Source organism: Lebetimonas sp. JH292 (assembly GCF_000523275.1).
Taxonomy (GTDB): domain Bacteria; phylum Campylobacterota; class Campylobacteria; order Campylobacterales; family Nautiliaceae; genus Lebetimonas.
Map to the genome: position 1 here is coordinate 1,252,048 of NZ_ATHQ01000001.1, position 16,634 is coordinate 1,268,681.

Consider the following 16,634-nt stretch of genomic DNA (forward strand, 5'->3'; position numbering starts at 1 on the left):
ATTTTCATTGTGGCTGATTTTAACAGCCACAATGAGTTTTTTTTATTTTAATTCATTTTACATTTTACATTATCCATTTTTAATTATAAAAATTATCCTCCACCTACAAAATTAAGCGCTTCTATTTTATCACCATCTTGTAATTTATAATTTTTCCAGTTATCTTTTTTAACTATTTTCATATTTACGGCAACTGCCATTGTTTTATCAAGGATATTAAGAGAGCTTAAAAGCTCTGAAATTGTAGTATTTTCGGGAATTTCTTTTTCAATTCCATTAATTTTTATTTTCATTTTCATTATCATCCTTTTTAACTTTTCACCATAGCCGTTTTTCAAACGGCCAGGTGAGTTTAATTCGCTTTGCTCATTTGCACTCATTTTCCATTTTCCATTTTCCATTTTCCATTAAATAGTGATTTCCTTGATATCCGCAATATCCAAAAATTCTTTGTAAATTGAAGCAATCATACTTTTTCTGTTATGTCTTGTTTTTTCATCTTCCACATTTACCATTACATTATCAAAAAAATTATCTATTAAAGGTTTCAGTGAAATTAGAAAATCAAGTTTTTTTTCTAAATCAGTATAATTTTTGACTTTTTTGAATTCATTCCATAATTTTTTTTCTTCTTCTTTTTCAAAAAGTTTTTCATCTACTTTTATTGTATTCAAATCAAAATCTTTTACTATATTCCCGACTCTTTTGAATGTAACGGATAAATCTTTAAAATCACTGCTTTTAACAATTTCATTCATTAATTTTATTTTTTTGTCTATTTCGAGTATATTACTTTCACCTGTGGCAAGAACAGCCCTGATAACGGACGGATTGACATTATAAAATTTATAAAATCTTTCATAGATGAATTCAAGCAGCTTATCTGTATCCAGATTTTTATAAAACGGTTTTATTTTTTCTAAAATTTCTTTAAAATCAAGCGGTATACTGTTTTCCAGAGATATTTTTATAATATAATTTGCGGCTCTTCTTAATCCAAACGGGTCTTTATTTCCTTTTGGAATTTTACCTATGCTAAAAAGTCCGGCAAGTGTATCCAAATTCCTTGCAATATTTAGAAGTGCCGAAATTTTATTGCTGGCGCTGTTGCTGTATTGCTCTTTTATAGCTGTTGCAATTTCTTCATCAATTCCCTGGGCTTTTGCGTAATAATATCCCATGATTCCCTGAAGTTCTGTAAATTCATATACCATTTCGGTCAGTAAATCGGCTTTTGCCAGGTTGACGGCAGTATTTAATTTTTCTTTATCTGTTTTAAATTTTTCAGCCAGAATTTTCCCTATTTTTTCTTCTCTTTTAACTTTGTCATAAAGACTTCCAAGATTGTCCATATAAACTATATCTTTAAGCCCTTCAATTGACAATCCGTTTTTCAAATCGTTTTTATAGAAAAACAGGGCATCTTTTAGCCTTGCTCTAAGTACCCTTTCATTTCCGTTGATAATTTTAGAAAAATCTTTTGTATACGCATTGCTTACCACAACAAATGCATTAGTTAATTTATTATTTTTAAACACGGGAAAATATCTTTGATTCTCTTTCATAGAGGTAATAATAACTTCCGGAGGTAGAACTAAAAATTCTTCATCAAATTTTCCAAGAAGCGGGGTCGGATATTCTGTAATAGCTACTATTTCTTCAAGTAAATCTTTATCAATTTCAACTTTGACACTATTATCTTTTTCTATTTTTTCGATATCACTTATTATTTTTTTTCTTCTCTCATCTTGATATAAAATAACTCCTTTTTTATCAAGTTCGCAAAAGTATTTTCCAACAAAATCTATAAAGATTTTATCTTTAAAAAATCGATGGCCGTATGTGAAATTACTTGAAGTTACGCAATATTTATTAAAAATAATGGCTTCATCTTCAATCATTGCTAAAATCCATCTTATTGGGCGGATAAATTCTTCAACGCATTCTCCCCATTTCATAATTTTACCAAAATTAAGGATTTTTAACCATTTTTCTATCATTTCAGGCAGAAGTTCTTTTGCTTCTTTTCCTTTTACTTCTTTTTTAAAATATAAAAATTCTTGATCTCCTTTTGTTTTATATTCCACTTCATTTGGCAGTATTCCACATTTTTTGGCAAACCCTTCTACAGCTTTTGGGTTTTTTTCGGCTATTGCTTTAGGCGCACCCCAAATTTCTTCTGTTTTATCTTCCTGTTTTGTAGGAAATTCTCTGTGCCAGAGAGTCAGTCTTCTTGGCGTATAATAAAAATTGAAATCTGTTTTTAAATTATATTCTTCTAAAATATTTAACCAGCTTTTTTCAATATTTGAAAGTTCTTTTAATAAAGGAATCGCAGGCAGTTCTTCAACGCCTATTTCTATAAGAAGAGGTTTTAACATTAGTTTCCTTTTTTTGTGTAATTTTATCAAAATGTGCTATAATAAATAAAAAAGAGTTGACATGAAACCAAATGTCTTTAAAAAAAAGATTACAGTTTCAAAAAAAGATATAGATTTTAACTCTCATGTAAATAATTTGAAATATCTTGAATGGATGATAGAGTGTGCTCTCGAACACTCCGAAAAATTGGGCTTTAATCCCCAAACCTATGAAAAAATAGGTGCAACATGGTTTGCAAAATCACATCATATAGAATATAAACTTCCGGCATTTGAAGGTGATGAATTAATTATAAAAACATGGGTTGACGATGTTAAAAAGATAACATCAAAAAGAAAATATGAAATCTATAAAAATGACAAACTGATTTGTTTTGGAGAGACAGAGTGGGTATATGTGGATTATAAAACACACAGACCAAAAAAAATTTCTGATGAGGTAATAAAAAAATATTTTGAGGTTTGAATATGAGAAAATTTTTATTATTAATAGGAGGTGTAATAATGTATGCATTAACTTTAACTTCGCCGGATTTTGGTGAAAAAATTTCAATTGAACAGGTTTATCCCGACTGCGGCGGGGCAAATATTTCACCCGAACTTATATGGGAAAATGCTCCAAAAAACACAAAATCGTTTGCCATTACGATGTTTGATCCGGATGCTCCGACTGATCACGGGTGGTGGCACTGGATAGTGGTGAATATTCCCGCAGACATCAATAAATTTCCAAGAAATGCGGGGAATCCGCAGAGTGAGTATTTTGATTTAGGATTACAAACCATAAATGATTACAAAGAGGTGGGATATGGGGGACCGTGTCCACCTCCCGGAAAGCCGCACAGATATATTATTACCGTTTATGCCCTGGATGCTGAAGGGTTTGATGTTGATATAAACATAAATCCTCAAATATTAGCAAAAGCTATAGAAGAGCATACAATTGACAAAGCTTCAATAAAAGGACTTTATGCAAGAGGCTGGAAATAGCCTCTTTTTTCTGCTGTTATCCCATTAATTAATATTATTTTAATAAATATCAATTTTATGTTATTATATTATAAAAAAATATAAAAACAGAGGTAAAATGAAAAGTTTAAAAAAAGAAATCTTTAAAAGAACGATTATTTTAATATTGTTAATGATATCAATTTTTGGAATATTGACATCACTGTTTTTTTATCAATACAGAATAAAAAATATATATAATTTACTAAAAACAAAAAATAGTGATGTAAGTAATTTTATAAGGGCGTATTTTAAAAAATTTTATATTGAAGTTGAATATCTTAGCAGATTAAGAGAAGTTAGACTTGCGCCTTTTTTAAATGAAAAAGAGCGTAAAAGGGCATTGTATGCGTTTAAATTGTTTCAGGAAATTGATAAAGATATAAATTACGTATATTCCGGGTATAAAAATAAAATGCTGCTTATAAACAACTACACACCTCCTCCCGGTTTTGACCCGACAATTAGACCCTGGTATCGTGCGGCAATTAAATCTTTTCCCAATATTTCTCAGGGAATTCCTTACAGGGAAATTAAAACAAAAGAGTGGCTGGTGTCTATTTCCAAAGCTTTGGTTGATGACAGGGGGAAAATAACCGGGGTGATTTCTATAGATACTTCAATAAATAAGATTATTAAAAAATTAAATGAAAAAAGTTTTTTGAATTTATCAAATTTTATTATAAGAGACGACGGATTAATCATTGTCTGTCATAATAAATTAAATTTAAACAAAAATTTTATTGATGAATATAATGTTGAGAGAAAAATTTTTAATAAATCAAACGGTTTTTTTGAATATTATAAAAATCACGTAAAAATTCTGGCTTATTTCACCAAATTGAAAAATTTAGGATGGATAGTTATTACTGTAATTGATAAAAATACAGTTTTATTGCCGATTATAAAAAAAATTATTTTTATATTTTTAATAGTGTCAATTATTTCTGTAATATTGGGTATATTTTACACCCGTATCATTTATAAAGAAATATTAAGTTCACTTGACATATTACACTCCAATGTCAGAGAAATTGTAAACGGAAACGTTGAGAATATCAAAAAAGCGGAATATCCATTCAAAGAATTTGCCGAAATTAAAGAAAATATAGAAAATTTAACAAAAAACGCACTTTATAAAAAAAATAAAGAATTGCAGGAATTAAACGCATTGTTAAAAAAAATGGCATTAACGGATAAATTAACAGGGCTTTACAACAGATATAAATTTAATGAAGAGCTTAAAAAAGAAATGGAAAGATTTAAAAGATATAATAATCCTTTTTGTTTGATAATGTTCGATATTGATAATTTTAAACAGGTTAATGATACATACGGGCATGATATGGGAGATAAAGTCTTAAAAGAGATTGCAAAAATTACTACACAAACAATACGTAAAACAGATATCGCATCCAGGTGGGGAGGAGAGGAATTTATGATAATATGTCCTAGCACATTTTTGAAAGAAGGTATACAAACAGCGCAGAGGCTAAGAAAGAAAATAGAAAGTCATAATTTCGGAATTGACAGAAAAGTTACAGTAAGTGTCGGAATATCAGAGTATAATGATGAAAATATAAGACTTTATGAATTTTTAAAAGATGTTGACGATAAATTATATCAGGCTAAAAAAATGGGTAAAAACACGGTTGTTTATCAGATTAATTTAATAGCCAAGTATTTATAATGTTTTCCTGTTTTTTAAAATTTTTAATAAAATATTAAAAAAAATAATGAAAGATTTAAAATGAAAAAAAATTTAAAAGCATTTACTTTAATAGAATTATTAATTGTGATTATTATTATCGGAATTATAATATCTTCTGTAAGCTTTAATTTAAAACCGAACACCCTTGCACTTGAAAAAGACAGAATAAAACAATATTTTATGTATACAAATAATATTGGTCTAAAGTGGGATGGATATGACCCTTCAAAACCTGAAGTGGCTGCGGTATGTTTTGAAGTAAACAGTTCTAATAATTCTGTATCAGCCTATATTCAGAAATGGGATAATTCAAAGGAATTTTTAAAAGACCCGACCAATCAGAATAAAGAAATCAATAATACAAAATTTCAATCCAACATTTCCGCAACATTTACAAAAATATGTTTTTCCCCAAACGGAGATTTGTTTGAAAATAATTTATCAATGCAAAATTTAATTAAAACACCTCAAAAAATTACGTTAAGCGACTCTAAGGGAGAAGAAAATTTGAGTATCGAACCTTCGGGAGCTATATATTGATTAATTTTAAGTAATTTTTATAAATAGGCTCGTCATATTCAGATATTTTATTTTTAATAAACCTCTAAAAAACTCTTACTTAAAAATCCTACCTAGGTTCTGTCAAAGGATTTGACAAAGTATTTTTATGGTATAATTATTATATAAAGTTTTTGTAAAAGGAAAAATATGAAAAAATCTAAATTAAAAAAAATTGTTTATCACTCTATGAGACTAGAGGGGTATAAAGTTAATTTAGAGGAAAAAAAATTAAAAGAGATAAAATCTAAATATAATGTCAAAGTACACGTTTAAAATTAGTGATATTTATTATTCTAACACTTCTATTCCTAAAAATAAACTTGACATTAAAGATGAAAATGAATTAATAAAAATAGAGCATCTTCTTTTGTTAGAATCTTACGAAAAGTTTGCAAAAAAACTTGATGTTGAATTAGATGAATACTTTTTTAAAAATCTTCATAAAAAAACTTTTCAAGATTTATATGAATGGGCAGGTGTTTATAGAGATGTTGATATAGCAAAAGGTGATACTCTTTTTTGTAGAGGAATCTATGTAACTCAAGAAATGAAAAAAATTTTTGCTAAGTTGAAAAAAGATAAATATTTAAAAAATTTAGACAAAGAAACTTTTGCTCATAAATTAGCCTATTATAAATGTGAGTTAATAGCTATTCATCCTTTTTTAGAATTAAACGGAAGAATTATTAGATTTTTTATTGATATTTTATCTATAAATGCTGGATATGATGTAATTGATTATGCTAATATAACTGAAGAAGAGTATATAAAATGTGCAATAGAGTGTGTTCAAAATGCTAATTATGATTGTTTTGAAGAAATAATAAAAAGTAGTATAAATAAATTTTAGATTCTTCTACCTTCCTCTAATTTATTGAGCCCATCAAATTAACTGTGTAAATAAAACCCATATACTAAAGCTTTAAGATATTTTACTAAAAATTCCTAGAAATATATCACAAGTTGCGGATAAATTACAAACCAATTTCTGATTCTGTTACTTTTCCATTTTTCTCCTGTATAGAAGTAAAAAGGGCTTTAAAAACCACTTTTTTTGAAGGTAATGAACCTTTAGATTTTGTTTTTCTTTTTATAATAGAATTTAAAGATTCAATTGGATTTGTTGTATAAATAAGCTTTCTAAGTTCTTTTGGATACTTAAAAAAAGTAGCAAGCTCATCCCAGTTTCTTTTCCATAAATCATAAATATGAGGGATTCAAGATTTTGAATGGCTAAATCCTCAGTATCAGCTTGATATACTGATTTTAAATCCTTTGCAATTTCTTTTCTGTCTTTGTAAGAGACAAATTTTAAAGAGTTTCTTATCTGATGAACTACACCGTTTAGTCCGTCTATTGAAAATATTAAAACATTTCTACACCTCTGTTTTTTATTTCATTAAGTATTGAGAGCCAATATTTAGAAGTTTCATTCTCTTCACTTATCCATATACCTAAAATATCTTTTTTACCTTCTATAGTGATTCCCAGCATTATATAACAGGCTGTATTTTTTATATTTCTCTCAACCTTTATTTTTAATACGGTTGCATCCATAAAAATTATAGGATAAATACTTTCCAAAGGTCTATTCTGCCATTCAATAGCTTTTTCTAAGATTTTTTCAGTAATATTTAATATGGTTTCAGTTGAAAGCTCATATCCGTATAAATCATCAAGATGGTGCTGAATATCTTTTACACTCATTCCTTTTGCATATAAAGATAAAATTAAATCTTCCGTCCCATCTAAAAGTCTTTGTCTTTTTTTTACAATTTTAGGCTCAAATGTTGAATTTATTTAGTTTTAAAAGTCTTTGGTATCCATTTCTGTAATTGCTATTATCAGATTTTTCATTTTTCTCATAACCTAAATGGTTTGTCATTTCACTTTGGGTTGCTGTTTCTTCATCTCTTTGATTAAATTTTTTAATTCATTTTCAAGCTCTTCAATTGTCACTGGATTTCCTGATTTTAATCTTCTTTTATATTCTTCAATGTTTAAAATACTTTTATGCAAATACATTAAGAATGCATTTGCCTGAGGAATGGAATCCTGGAATTAATTTTTCCACTAAAACACTTTTAAGAGCTGCAATTATATTTTACGGTTTTAGAATAACATTTCAAAACATAGCGGCTGTAGGAATTCCTGGAATTTTCGCATCTACTATGATTGTAACTTTTACATTTATTATCGGTTATATTGTAGGGACTAAAATCTTAAAACTTGACAGAGACACTACCATACTGACAAGTGCCGGAAGTTCAATCTGCGGGGCCGCCGCAGTTTTGGCTACCGAACCGGTTGTAAAGGCGGAACCTTACAAAAGTGCTATTGCTGTTGCAACTGTTGTAATTTTTGGAACAACTGCAATGTTTTTATATCCTATTGCTTATAAAAGCGGAATTTTACATCTGTTACCAAATGAGATGGGAATATATATCGGCTCAACCATTCATGAGGTAGCACATGTGGTAGGTGCAGGAAGCGCCATTTCACCAGAAGTGGCAAAAGAAGCCGTAATTGTAAAAATGATTAGGGTAATGCTGATTTCCCCATTTTTAATAATTTTAGGAATTTTTCTTGCAAAAACGGCAAAAAATAAAATTAAAAATGAAAAAACAAAAATAGCAATTCCATGGTTTGCAGTATGGTTTATTATAGTAGCCGGATTTAATTCATTAAATTTACTGCCTTTAAAAATAGTAGATACTGTCAATACGCTTGATACATTTGCTTTGACTATGGCCATGACAGCTTTAGGAATGGAAACAAATATAAACAAATTTAAAGGCGTGGGACTTAAACCTATTTATTTAGCTGGAATTTTATTTATCTGGCTGATTGTTGGAGGATATTTTATAACAAAAATCAGTATAAATCTTTAAAGCAACAAATTTAATTTTGTTGCTTTAAGTCTTAATGTAAAAAGTGTCTTTTTCCTGTAAAATACATGGCTATTCCATGTTCATTAGCAGCTTCAATTACTTCATTGTCCCTTATACTACCTCCCGGCTGAATTATGGCTTTTACACCGACACTTGCGGCATAATCCACACTGTCTCTAAATGGAAAAAATGCTTCGCTTGCAAGAGAAGCGCCTTTTATATCAAGTCCTAATTGTTTAGCTTTTTCTACCGCACATCTTGTAGCATCAACCCTGCTTGTCATTCCCATACCAATTGCCACCATTTGAGAATTTTTTACAAACACAACACAGTTTGATTTTGTAAGAGCTGCAATTTTCCAGGTTATTTCTAAATCTCTTTTATCATCTGTATATTTTTCGGTTACACACTCGGCATTTGCCACTTCATCATCACTAACCCTGTCTGCATCCTGGAATACAAATCCACCTTCAATATGTTTAAAATCCCATTTGTCACCGGCAATTTCCAAATGAGGCTGACCTAAATCAAACAGTTTTATTCTTTTTTTCTTTTCAAACACTTTTACCGCTTCGTCTGTAATTTTTCCGGCAATTAACACCTCAACAAAAATTTTGTTAATCTCTTCTGCCAAATCCTTATCAACAACCCCGTTAACGGCAACAACTCCTCCGTACGCACTGATTGGGTCGCACTCTAATGCTTTTTGCCAGGTTGTTATTAAATCTTCTTTCCTTGCAGCCCCGCATGGATTTGCATGTTTAATAATACTTATTGCACCCTCGCCTAAACTGACTGCAATTTTAACCGCCCCGTTTATGTCAGTTAGATTATTAAAGCTTATTTCACCTTTTAAAATATTTAAATTTTTATAAAAATCTTCAAATTCATACAAAGCCCCTCTTTGATGAGGATTTTCACCGTATCTTGTATTAAATACTTTATTTCCTACAATAAATCTTTTTTCACCAAACCCGCTGTTAAATCTTTCATTCATATAATTTGCTATCATTGAATCATACGCCGCAGTATGTTCAAATGCTTTTATCATTAAATCTTTTCTAAATTCAAGCGTGTTTTGATTATTTTTAAGAGCTTCAATTACTCTTTCATAATCATTTGGGTCAGTTACAATAATTACATCTTTAAAGTTTTTAGCCGCGCTTCTAACCATTGTAGGACCGCCAATATCGATATTTTCAATAATTTCATCAAAATCGTCAGTCCTTTGAGTTGTCTCTTTAAAAGGATATAAATTTACACAAACTAAATCAATTCTCTCAATTCCAAGTTTTTTGGCTTCTTCATCATCTATTCCGCTTCTATAAAGTATTCCTCCGTGAACATAAGGATTAAGTGTTTTTACCCTTCCTCCAAAACATTCGGGAAACTTTGTAATTTCACTAATATCAATAACTTTAATTCCGTTTTCTTCCAAAACTTTTCTAGTCCCGCCAGTTGAAATAATTTCAAATCCAAGATTTTCTAAATTTTTGGCAAATTCTACAATTCCAGTTTTATCAGATACGCTTAGCAATGCTCTCATTAACTTCCTTTTTTATTGAAATTATAACGATTATAAAAACTTATTAATTATCTCTTTCATCGTTTTTTCTATTCTCTCAAGTACATCAGGTGAAGAAGCTTCAAATCTCGTAACAAGAACTGGTGTCGTATTACTTGCCCTAACAAGTCCCCATCCATCATCAAAAACAACTCTTACTCCGTCAATATCAATAATTTTTTTAATTTTAAGTTTTTCTTTATTTTCATTTAAATATTTTTTAATTTTTTCTATTATTTCAAATTTTTTATCCTCTGTTGTTTTTATTTTAATTTCATCTGTATTGTAAACATGAGGTAGTTTTTCATATTCACTTATAAAGTCAAATCCCTTATCAATTAATTCCATAATTCTAAATGTTACATAAATAGCATCATCTACACCAAAATATCTATCGTTAAAAAAAATATGTCCGCTAACTTCTGCTGCCATATCGCAGTTTTTTTCATAAAGCAAAGTTTTTAAATTACTATGCCCAGTTTTATACATTATAGTTTTACCAAATTTATCAATCTCATCATATACAATTTGAGAGGCTTTTACTTCACTTATAACGCATGGATTTTTCATATTTTTTGCAAAAAAGTAAAGTAAAATATCTCCTTTATAGTTATATTTTTTATCTAAAAAAGCAATCCTGTCTGCATCCCCGTCATAAGCAAATGCATAATCTTTTCCATTTTTAATTTCATCTTTTACCCATTTTAAATTTTCTTCAATAGTTGGATCTGGATGATGGTTTGGAAAAGTACCATCCGGTTCTTCAAATAAAATTTCATAATTTTTAATATTAAGTTTTTCTAATATATCCCTTAAAACAACCCCTGCTACACCGTTCCCACAATCAAACACTGCATTTAACCCTAAATCTTTTAAATGGGAAAATTGATTTGCAATATAATTTATATAATCACTTTTTAAATCATACTCAATTGCCTCAAAATTATCTTCTATATCTAAATCAAAATTTTTAATAATTTCATCACCTAATTCATAAATATCTTTTCCAAAAAAAGGTTTTTTATCAATTGTTATTTTAAATCCGTTATATTCAGGCGGATTATGTGAGCCAGTAATTTGTATGCTTCCTCCTATATTAATTTTTCCAACCCCATTTAAACATAAAGGCACAAAATTTCCAAAATAATTAACTCCCGTTGGAAGCATTCCTGCATTTATTACCTTTTTACCAGCTTTATTTAATCCACTTACTAACCAATTTTTAAGTGTAGGAGAATGTGTCCTTGCATCATAACTTACTAAGACATATTCACCTTCAATTCTTTTTGCTAAATAAAATCCAATTAACTTTACAACCTTTTCATTTAAATCTTTTTCAAAAATTCCTCTTATGTCATATTCTCTAAAAATATATTTCATACCCAAGTTTTCTCCTTATTTAATAAAATATTCATTGTTTCTTTAAATAGATTATATTAAATGGCTCTAAATCCAGCTCAATTGAATATTCTCTGCCACAACACTCTTTACTAAAAGTTTTATAAATTCTTTCTTTATCTTCTATCCATCCGCCAAATTTTTTGCTATTTGAATTTAAAATTTCTTTATATTCCCCATTAGGAGCACCTATTATATAATTTTCATATTTTGCGCCTGAGAAATTACATACTATTATCATCTGTTCATTTTTATTTTTTCTGATAAATGAAATTACATTTCTTTGATAATCAAGTTCGTTTATCCACTCAAACCCATATGGGTTACAATCAAGCCATAAAGCCTCTTCATTTTTGTAAATTTTATTAAGCTCTTTTATTAAATTTTGAATGCCTTTATGTTTTTCATATTTAAGTAAAAACCACTCTATGCTTTCTTTATAAGCCCACTCTTTAAATTGAGCAATTTCTCCGCCCATAAAAAGAAGTTTTTTACCGGGATGTGCATACATATATGCAAAAAGTGCTCTTAAATTTGCAAATTTTTCTTCATAACTTCCTGGCATTTTACCGATAAGCGATTTTTTTCCGTGCACTACTTCATCATGAGAAAGAGGCAATATGTAATTTTCGCTATGCATATAAACAAAAGAAAAAGTAAGCTCGTGATGATGATATTGCCTATAAATTGGTTCATATTCAAAATATTTAAGAGTATCATTCATCCAGCCCATATTCCATTTATATCCAAAACCAAGCCCATCTGGTTTTGTAACGGCAGGAAATGCTGTTGATTCTTCTGCTATCATTGTAATTCCTGGCACTTCTTCATAACATGATTTATTAAGGGTTTTTAAAAAATGTATTGCATCAAGATTTTCATTTCCGCCGTATTTGTTTGGTATCCATTCATCCCTTGCATAATCAAGATATATCATTGAAGCAACCGCATCAACCCTAATAGCATCTATATGAAATTCTTTTAGCCAATAAATGGCTGAGCTTATTAAAAAAGAGCGAACTTCCCCTTTTTCATAATCAAAAATATGGCTTTTCCATTCAGGATGATAACCTTTAAGAGGCGATGGATGTTCATATAAAGCAGTTCCATCATATGTAATAAGCCCATGTCCATCAACTGCAAAATGGCTTGGCACCCAGTCAAGTATTACACCTATATCATTTTGATGCATAATATCCACAAATTTTTTAAATTCATCAGGCCTGCCGTGTCTTGCGGTAGGTGCGAAATATCCGATAGCCTGATAACCCCATGACCCGTCAAATGGATATTCAGTTATTGGCATCAGTTCAATATGAGTATAGCCCATCTCTTTTACATATTTGCTTAATGCATTTGCCAAATCTACATAATTATCATACTCTTTATTCCAGCTTCCTAGATGAACTTCATAAATACTAAAAGGTTTATCAAAATTTTGATTTCTTTTTTTAAGCCATTTTTCATCATTAAATTTATAATTATCTTCCCAGATGATACTTGCAGATTTTGGAGGTTTTTCAAAATATTTAGCAAATGGGTCTATTTTTTCTAATTGCTGATTATAAGCTCCTATTATAAAATATTTATATTTATCGCCTTTTTTTGCACCTTCAATAAATCCTTCCCAAAATTCTCCGTTTCTAACCAAAGGATTAGCAAATTTATCCCAATTATTAAAATCTCCCATTACACTTACACTTTTGGCATGCGGAGCCCAAACTCTAAAAAATACTCCGTTTTCCTTTATAAAATTTCCTAAATGTTTATAAAGATATCTATGTGTTCCTTCTTTAAATAGATATAAATCAAGCTCTTTCATAATACCTCTTTATAAATTTTTTCATACTCTTTTGCACTTCTCTCCCAAGAAAATCTTTTTTTCATTCCTCTTTTTTGAATAATTTTATAATCATCGCTGTAATAAGTATCAACCGCCCATTTTACAGTATTGTATAAAGCATCTTTTGAAGGCTCCCAAAATTTAAATCCATCACCTTCTTTTGTAAAAGGATTATAATTTTCAACCGTGTCATTAAGTCCACCTACAGCCCTTACAATAGGGGGCGTTCCATAACGCAGAGAATACATCTGATTAAGTCCGCAAGGCTCAAACAAACTTGGCATTAAAAACAAATCGCTCCCAGCTTCAATTAAATGTGCAAGTTCATTATTGTATCCAACCCAAACCCTGAAATTTGGATATTTTGCGCTTACATCGCTAAAAAATCCCTCAGCCCATTTCTCACCACTTCCAAGGAAAACAAAATCTGCACTCAATCCTAAAAGCCCCTCCATAGCTTGTGCAATAAGTTCTATTCCTTTTTGTTTTGCAAAGCGGCTTACTAAGCCTATTAAGCACTTTTTTTCGCTTTTTTCTAAACCCATTCTCTCTTGAAGAGCTAGTTTATTTTTTTTCTTGACTTCAATATTTTCAACATCATAATTAAATGGAATTAATTTATCAGTTTTTGGATTCCATTCATCATAATCAACCCCGTTTAAAATACCTACAAGTTTATGAGAATGCGCCTTTATATGGTCATGCAAACCAAAACCAAATTCAGGAGTTTGTATTTCTTTTGCATATGTAGGTGAAACTGTTGTTATTTTATCGGCCGCTGCAATTCCTCCTTTTAATAAATTTGTTAGACCCATTGCTTCAAATTCATACAAATTAAAATGTTCCCAGTCTATCATCAGGTAATTAAACGCTTCTTTGCCAAAAATCCCCTGATGTTCAAGATTATGAATTGTTAAAACGCTTTTACTTTTTGGAAAAAGCCAGTTGTATCTATATTTAAGTAAAGCTGTTCCACTTGCTGTTTGCCAGTCGTTAAAATGAAAAATATCAACATCAAATTTAATAGCAAGTGCAAGTTCAAATACAGCTATACTAAAAAATATAAATCTTTTATCATTATCAAGATATGAATATCCACTTTCATCTGCATAAATTCTGCTTCTTCCAAAAAACTTCTCATAATCTATAAAATAAACTTCCACATTTGTATTTGGCAAATAACTTTTATAAACCCCAGCCCAAAGTGTTCCAAGACCTCCAACCGGCACTCCTATATTAAATGGAAGTTTTTCTAAATTTGCTGGGTTTATACTATAATATCTTGGCATTACTATTTTTACATTATGCCCTAACTTACTTAAAGCCTTAGGTAAAGCAGCACTTACATCTGCTAAACCACCTGTTTTGGCAAATGGTGTCACTTCAGAGCTTGCAAACATTATATTCATAACTCTTCCTTTGCTAAAAATTCTGCTCCAATTAACGAAGCATCTTTTAATTTTGTAGTTTTTATTTCAACTTTATCAAAATTTGGAATATATTTTTTATCTATTTCAAATTTATGATGCAAATAATATCCTCCTCCTAAAACAATAATTTCCGGATTAAATAAACTTGCAACTATACCCACCGCTTTATTTAAAGCTTCTTTATATTCTTCAATACTTCCACCTATTTTTTCAATTTTAGAACTTGCATAAAATTCCAAGCAGTCATTCTTCCCGCATCCGCATAAAAGATCTGTTTTTTTATATGGGATATGTCCAATTTCTCCTGCTAAATTCATATATCCTCTGACTAATTTGCCATTTTCAATTATTCCAGCCCCAAGCCCAGTGCCTGAATAAAGTGCAACTAAAAATTTACTTTTCCAATATCTACTCTCAGCAACTGCAGCACAGTTTAAATCATTTTCTAAAATAAAAGGAATTTTTATATATTCTTTTAAATCAATGCTTTTTATATCAATATTTGGAGATGAGAGGATTTTACCATTATCTACCTGTCCTGCAAAAGAAATTCCAAGTTTTGAAGGTTTATATTTTTCAATTAAATTTAAAATCTCTTTTAAAACATCAATCTCTTTTGTATTTTTAACCTCAAAAATTTCTCCAAACTTATACCTAAAAAATGTCCCTCCTATATCAATTGCCAAAATCATCAAAAGCCTTTTTTGCAATTTCAGGTGCCACAACATTTGTATAAATCCCACTTAACTCCCCTCCTGCTATATTAAAAAGTCTTGGAAGTATCTCAATATTAAAATTAAACCACTCGCCACCCTCTCGCAAAGGTGGAAAATGAAAAACTATATTGAAATCAAATTCTCCTATAATTTTTGGCATAACTTTTAAATATTCATAAACTTCTGAGAGTTTCTCTTCATTAAAATCCATCCCTCTTTTTTTATAATTCTAATTTCAAAAGCAAATTTACTTGCCTTTGGTAATATTGCCGTAAATTCATCATTTTCAAAAATTACCAAATTTTCAATTTCCAAATACCTTTCAAATATAGTTTTTCCGTTTTCTTCAAAAAATCTTTTATATCTTTCAATTTCATTTATTTTATTAATTGGAATAAGTGGAAGTGCTAAGATTTGTGTATGAGGATGAGGCTGAGTAGCTCCTGCTTTAATTCCCTCATTTTTAAAACAGGTAAAATATTTTAGCTTTTTATCGTTTTTTAAATCAACATATCTAACTTTTATTGCTTTAAATAAATTTATAAATTCTTCTTTTTCAAATTCAAAAAATTTAATATGCCTATTAGTATCTATAATAATTTCATGAGCTCCATAGCTTCCGGCTTCATATTCTTTAAAATAATACGGATTTTCAATTGCTAAGCTTCTGAATTTATTCGGCACAACCCTTAAAACCCATTTATTATTTTTACTAAATTTTAAAATATCCTTTTCGCTCATATCTTCATTACCAGAACAAAACGGGCAGATTTTTGGATATTTTGTATTTATTTCATATACCATATCCGGCCTATGCAACCTGTTTGGAGCAATTATTACATATTCATCCCTTAACAAATCATACCTTAAACTATTCAAAACCAATCTCCCCTTTACCTGGATTTTCTATTACAATACTGACACCCTGCACAGTTTTTTTAAGTCCATTTTCTGTTAAATTATAAGTTTTAATTAAATAAACAAAATATTTTGATTTATTAAATTTTATTATTATATTTCTTTTTGCATATTCATCAAAATAAATAAATTCATTCCCTTCAAATTCTCCTTCTTTTATACCATATGAGGCAAAATGAAAGTTAAATTCGAGCATACATTCCCCCTCAATTT

At 29.3% G+C, this 16,634-nt stretch carries 17 protein-coding genes and 1 pseudogene; 6 read left to right on the forward strand and 12 right to left on the reverse strand.

Annotation, left to right across the window (positions count from 1 at the left end):
* Window positions 1–92 precede the first annotated feature (92 nt).
* Both thiS and glyS read right to left on the reverse strand, forming a co-directional pair.
* Window positions 93–401 carry a sulfur carrier protein ThiS gene (gene thiS, locus DZ64_RS0107835; protein ID WP_236618693.1) on the reverse strand — a complete coding sequence of 103 codons (309 nt, stop codon included), beginning with the start codon at window positions 399–401 and terminating at the stop codon, window positions 93–95.
* Between the two features lie 6 nt (window positions 402–407).
* The gene (glyS, locus tag DZ64_RS0107840; protein ID WP_024790119.1) at window positions 408–2,381 is read right to left on the reverse strand and encodes a glycine--tRNA ligase subunit beta; all 1,974 of its coding nucleotides are present in this window, start codon (window positions 2,379–2,381) and stop codon (window positions 408–410) included.
* Between the two features lie 61 nt (window positions 2,382–2,442).
* Here glyS and DZ64_RS0107845 point away from each other — a divergent pair, with 61 nt between their 5' ends.
* The 5 genes from DZ64_RS0107845 to DZ64_RS0107875 all read left to right on the forward strand — a co-directional run bounded on the left by DZ64_RS0107845 (window position 2,443) and on the right by DZ64_RS0107875 (window position 6,511).
* Window positions 2,443–2,847 (forward strand): thioesterase family protein, encoded by a 405-nt coding sequence (locus DZ64_RS0107845; RefSeq protein ID WP_024790120.1) that lies wholly within the window; start codon window positions 2,443–2,445, stop codon window positions 2,845–2,847.
* A gap of 2 nt (window positions 2,848–2,849) precedes the next feature.
* The gene (locus DZ64_RS0107850) at window positions 2,850–3,371 is read left to right on the forward strand and encodes a YbhB/YbcL family Raf kinase inhibitor-like protein (RefSeq protein ID WP_051430015.1); all 522 of its coding nucleotides are present in this window, start codon (window positions 2,850–2,852) and stop codon (window positions 3,369–3,371) included.
* Between the two features lie 97 nt (window positions 3,372–3,468).
* Window positions 3,469–5,079 carry a sensor domain-containing diguanylate cyclase gene (locus tag DZ64_RS11940; protein ID WP_084029365.1) on the forward strand — a complete coding sequence of 537 codons (1,611 nt, stop codon included), beginning with the start codon at window positions 3,469–3,471 and terminating at the stop codon, window positions 5,077–5,079.
* A 60-nt stretch (window positions 5,080–5,139) separates the two neighbouring features.
* The gene (locus DZ64_RS0107865; RefSeq protein WP_024790122.1) at window positions 5,140–5,640 is read left to right on the forward strand and encodes a prepilin-type N-terminal cleavage/methylation domain-containing protein; all 501 of its coding nucleotides are present in this window, start codon (window positions 5,140–5,142) and stop codon (window positions 5,638–5,640) included.
* 274 nt (window positions 5,641–5,914) lie between these two features.
* Window positions 5,915–6,511, forward strand: a complete 597-nt coding sequence (locus tag DZ64_RS0107875; RefSeq protein WP_024788001.1) for a Fic family protein — start codon at window positions 5,915–5,917, stop codon at window positions 6,509–6,511.
* Window positions 6,512–6,635: 124 nt separating this feature from the next.
* On the opposite strand, the pseudogene DZ64_RS14180 reads toward DZ64_RS0107875, so the two are convergent.
* Both DZ64_RS14180 and DZ64_RS13780 read right to left on the reverse strand, forming a co-directional pair.
* A pseudogene (locus DZ64_RS14180) lies at window positions 6,636–7,027 on the reverse strand (transposase).
* On the reverse strand, window positions 7,027–7,461 hold the full coding sequence (locus tag DZ64_RS13780) for a transposase (RefSeq protein ID WP_084029367.1): 435 nt from the start codon (window positions 7,459–7,461) through the stop codon (window positions 7,027–7,029). Before DZ64_RS13780 ends, DZ64_RS14180 begins: the two are co-directional and overlap by 1 nt.
* A gap of 131 nt (window positions 7,462–7,592) precedes the next feature.
* Here DZ64_RS13780 and DZ64_RS10955 point away from each other — a divergent pair, with 131 nt between their 5' ends.
* Entirely contained in the window at window positions 7,593–8,552 is a 960-nt protein-coding gene (locus DZ64_RS10955; protein WP_051430016.1) for a YeiH family protein, read from the forward strand.
* A 31-nt stretch (window positions 8,553–8,583) separates the two neighbouring features.
* On the opposite strand, the gene purH is transcribed toward DZ64_RS10955, so the two are convergent.
* Genes purH through DZ64_RS13785 form a run of 8 tightly spaced genes read right to left on the reverse strand, consistent with a single transcriptional unit; the run spans window position 8,584 to window position 16,617 of the window.
* Entirely contained in the window at window positions 8,584–10,098 is a 1,515-nt protein-coding gene (purH, locus tag DZ64_RS0107895) for a bifunctional phosphoribosylaminoimidazolecarboxamide formyltransferase/IMP cyclohydrolase (protein ID WP_024790124.1), read from the reverse strand.
* Between the two features lie 30 nt (window positions 10,099–10,128).
* Window positions 10,129–11,496 carry a phosphomannomutase/phosphoglucomutase gene (locus tag DZ64_RS0107900; RefSeq protein WP_024790125.1) on the reverse strand — a complete coding sequence of 456 codons (1,368 nt, stop codon included), beginning with the start codon at window positions 11,494–11,496 and terminating at the stop codon, window positions 10,129–10,131.
* 31 nt (window positions 11,497–11,527) lie between these two features.
* Window positions 11,528–13,336 carry a 1,4-alpha-glucan branching protein GlgB gene (glgB, locus tag DZ64_RS0107905; RefSeq protein ID WP_024790126.1) on the reverse strand — a complete coding sequence of 603 codons (1,809 nt, stop codon included), beginning with the start codon at window positions 13,334–13,336 and terminating at the stop codon, window positions 11,528–11,530.
* Window positions 13,333–14,766, reverse strand: a complete 1,434-nt coding sequence (locus DZ64_RS0107910) for a glycogen synthase (protein ID WP_024790127.1) — start codon at window positions 14,764–14,766, stop codon at window positions 13,333–13,335. Before DZ64_RS0107910 ends, glgB begins: the two co-directional genes overlap by 4 nt.
* Window positions 14,763–15,479 carry an ROK family protein gene (locus DZ64_RS0107915; protein WP_024790128.1) on the reverse strand — a complete coding sequence of 239 codons (717 nt, stop codon included), beginning with the start codon at window positions 15,477–15,479 and terminating at the stop codon, window positions 14,763–14,765. The genes DZ64_RS0107910 and DZ64_RS0107915 overlap by 4 nt, the downstream gene beginning before the upstream one ends.
* Window positions 15,463–15,714, reverse strand: coding sequence for a hypothetical protein (locus DZ64_RS0107920; RefSeq protein ID WP_024790129.1), 252 nt, complete (start codon window positions 15,712–15,714; stop codon window positions 15,463–15,465). Before DZ64_RS0107920 ends, DZ64_RS0107915 begins: the two co-directional genes overlap by 17 nt.
* Window positions 15,669–16,382: a hypothetical protein gene (locus DZ64_RS0107925; RefSeq protein WP_162147538.1), complete on the reverse strand. Its 714-nt coding sequence runs from the start codon at window positions 16,380–16,382 to the stop codon at window positions 15,669–15,671. The genes DZ64_RS0107920 and DZ64_RS0107925 overlap by 46 nt, the downstream gene beginning before the upstream one ends.
* A complete protein-coding gene (locus tag DZ64_RS13785) occupies window positions 16,375–16,617 on the reverse strand; it encodes a DUF1926 domain-containing protein (protein WP_024790131.1) in 243 nt (80 codons plus the stop codon). The genes DZ64_RS0107925 and DZ64_RS13785 overlap by 8 nt, the downstream gene beginning before the upstream one ends.
* Window positions 16,618–16,634: the final 17 nt, after the last annotated feature.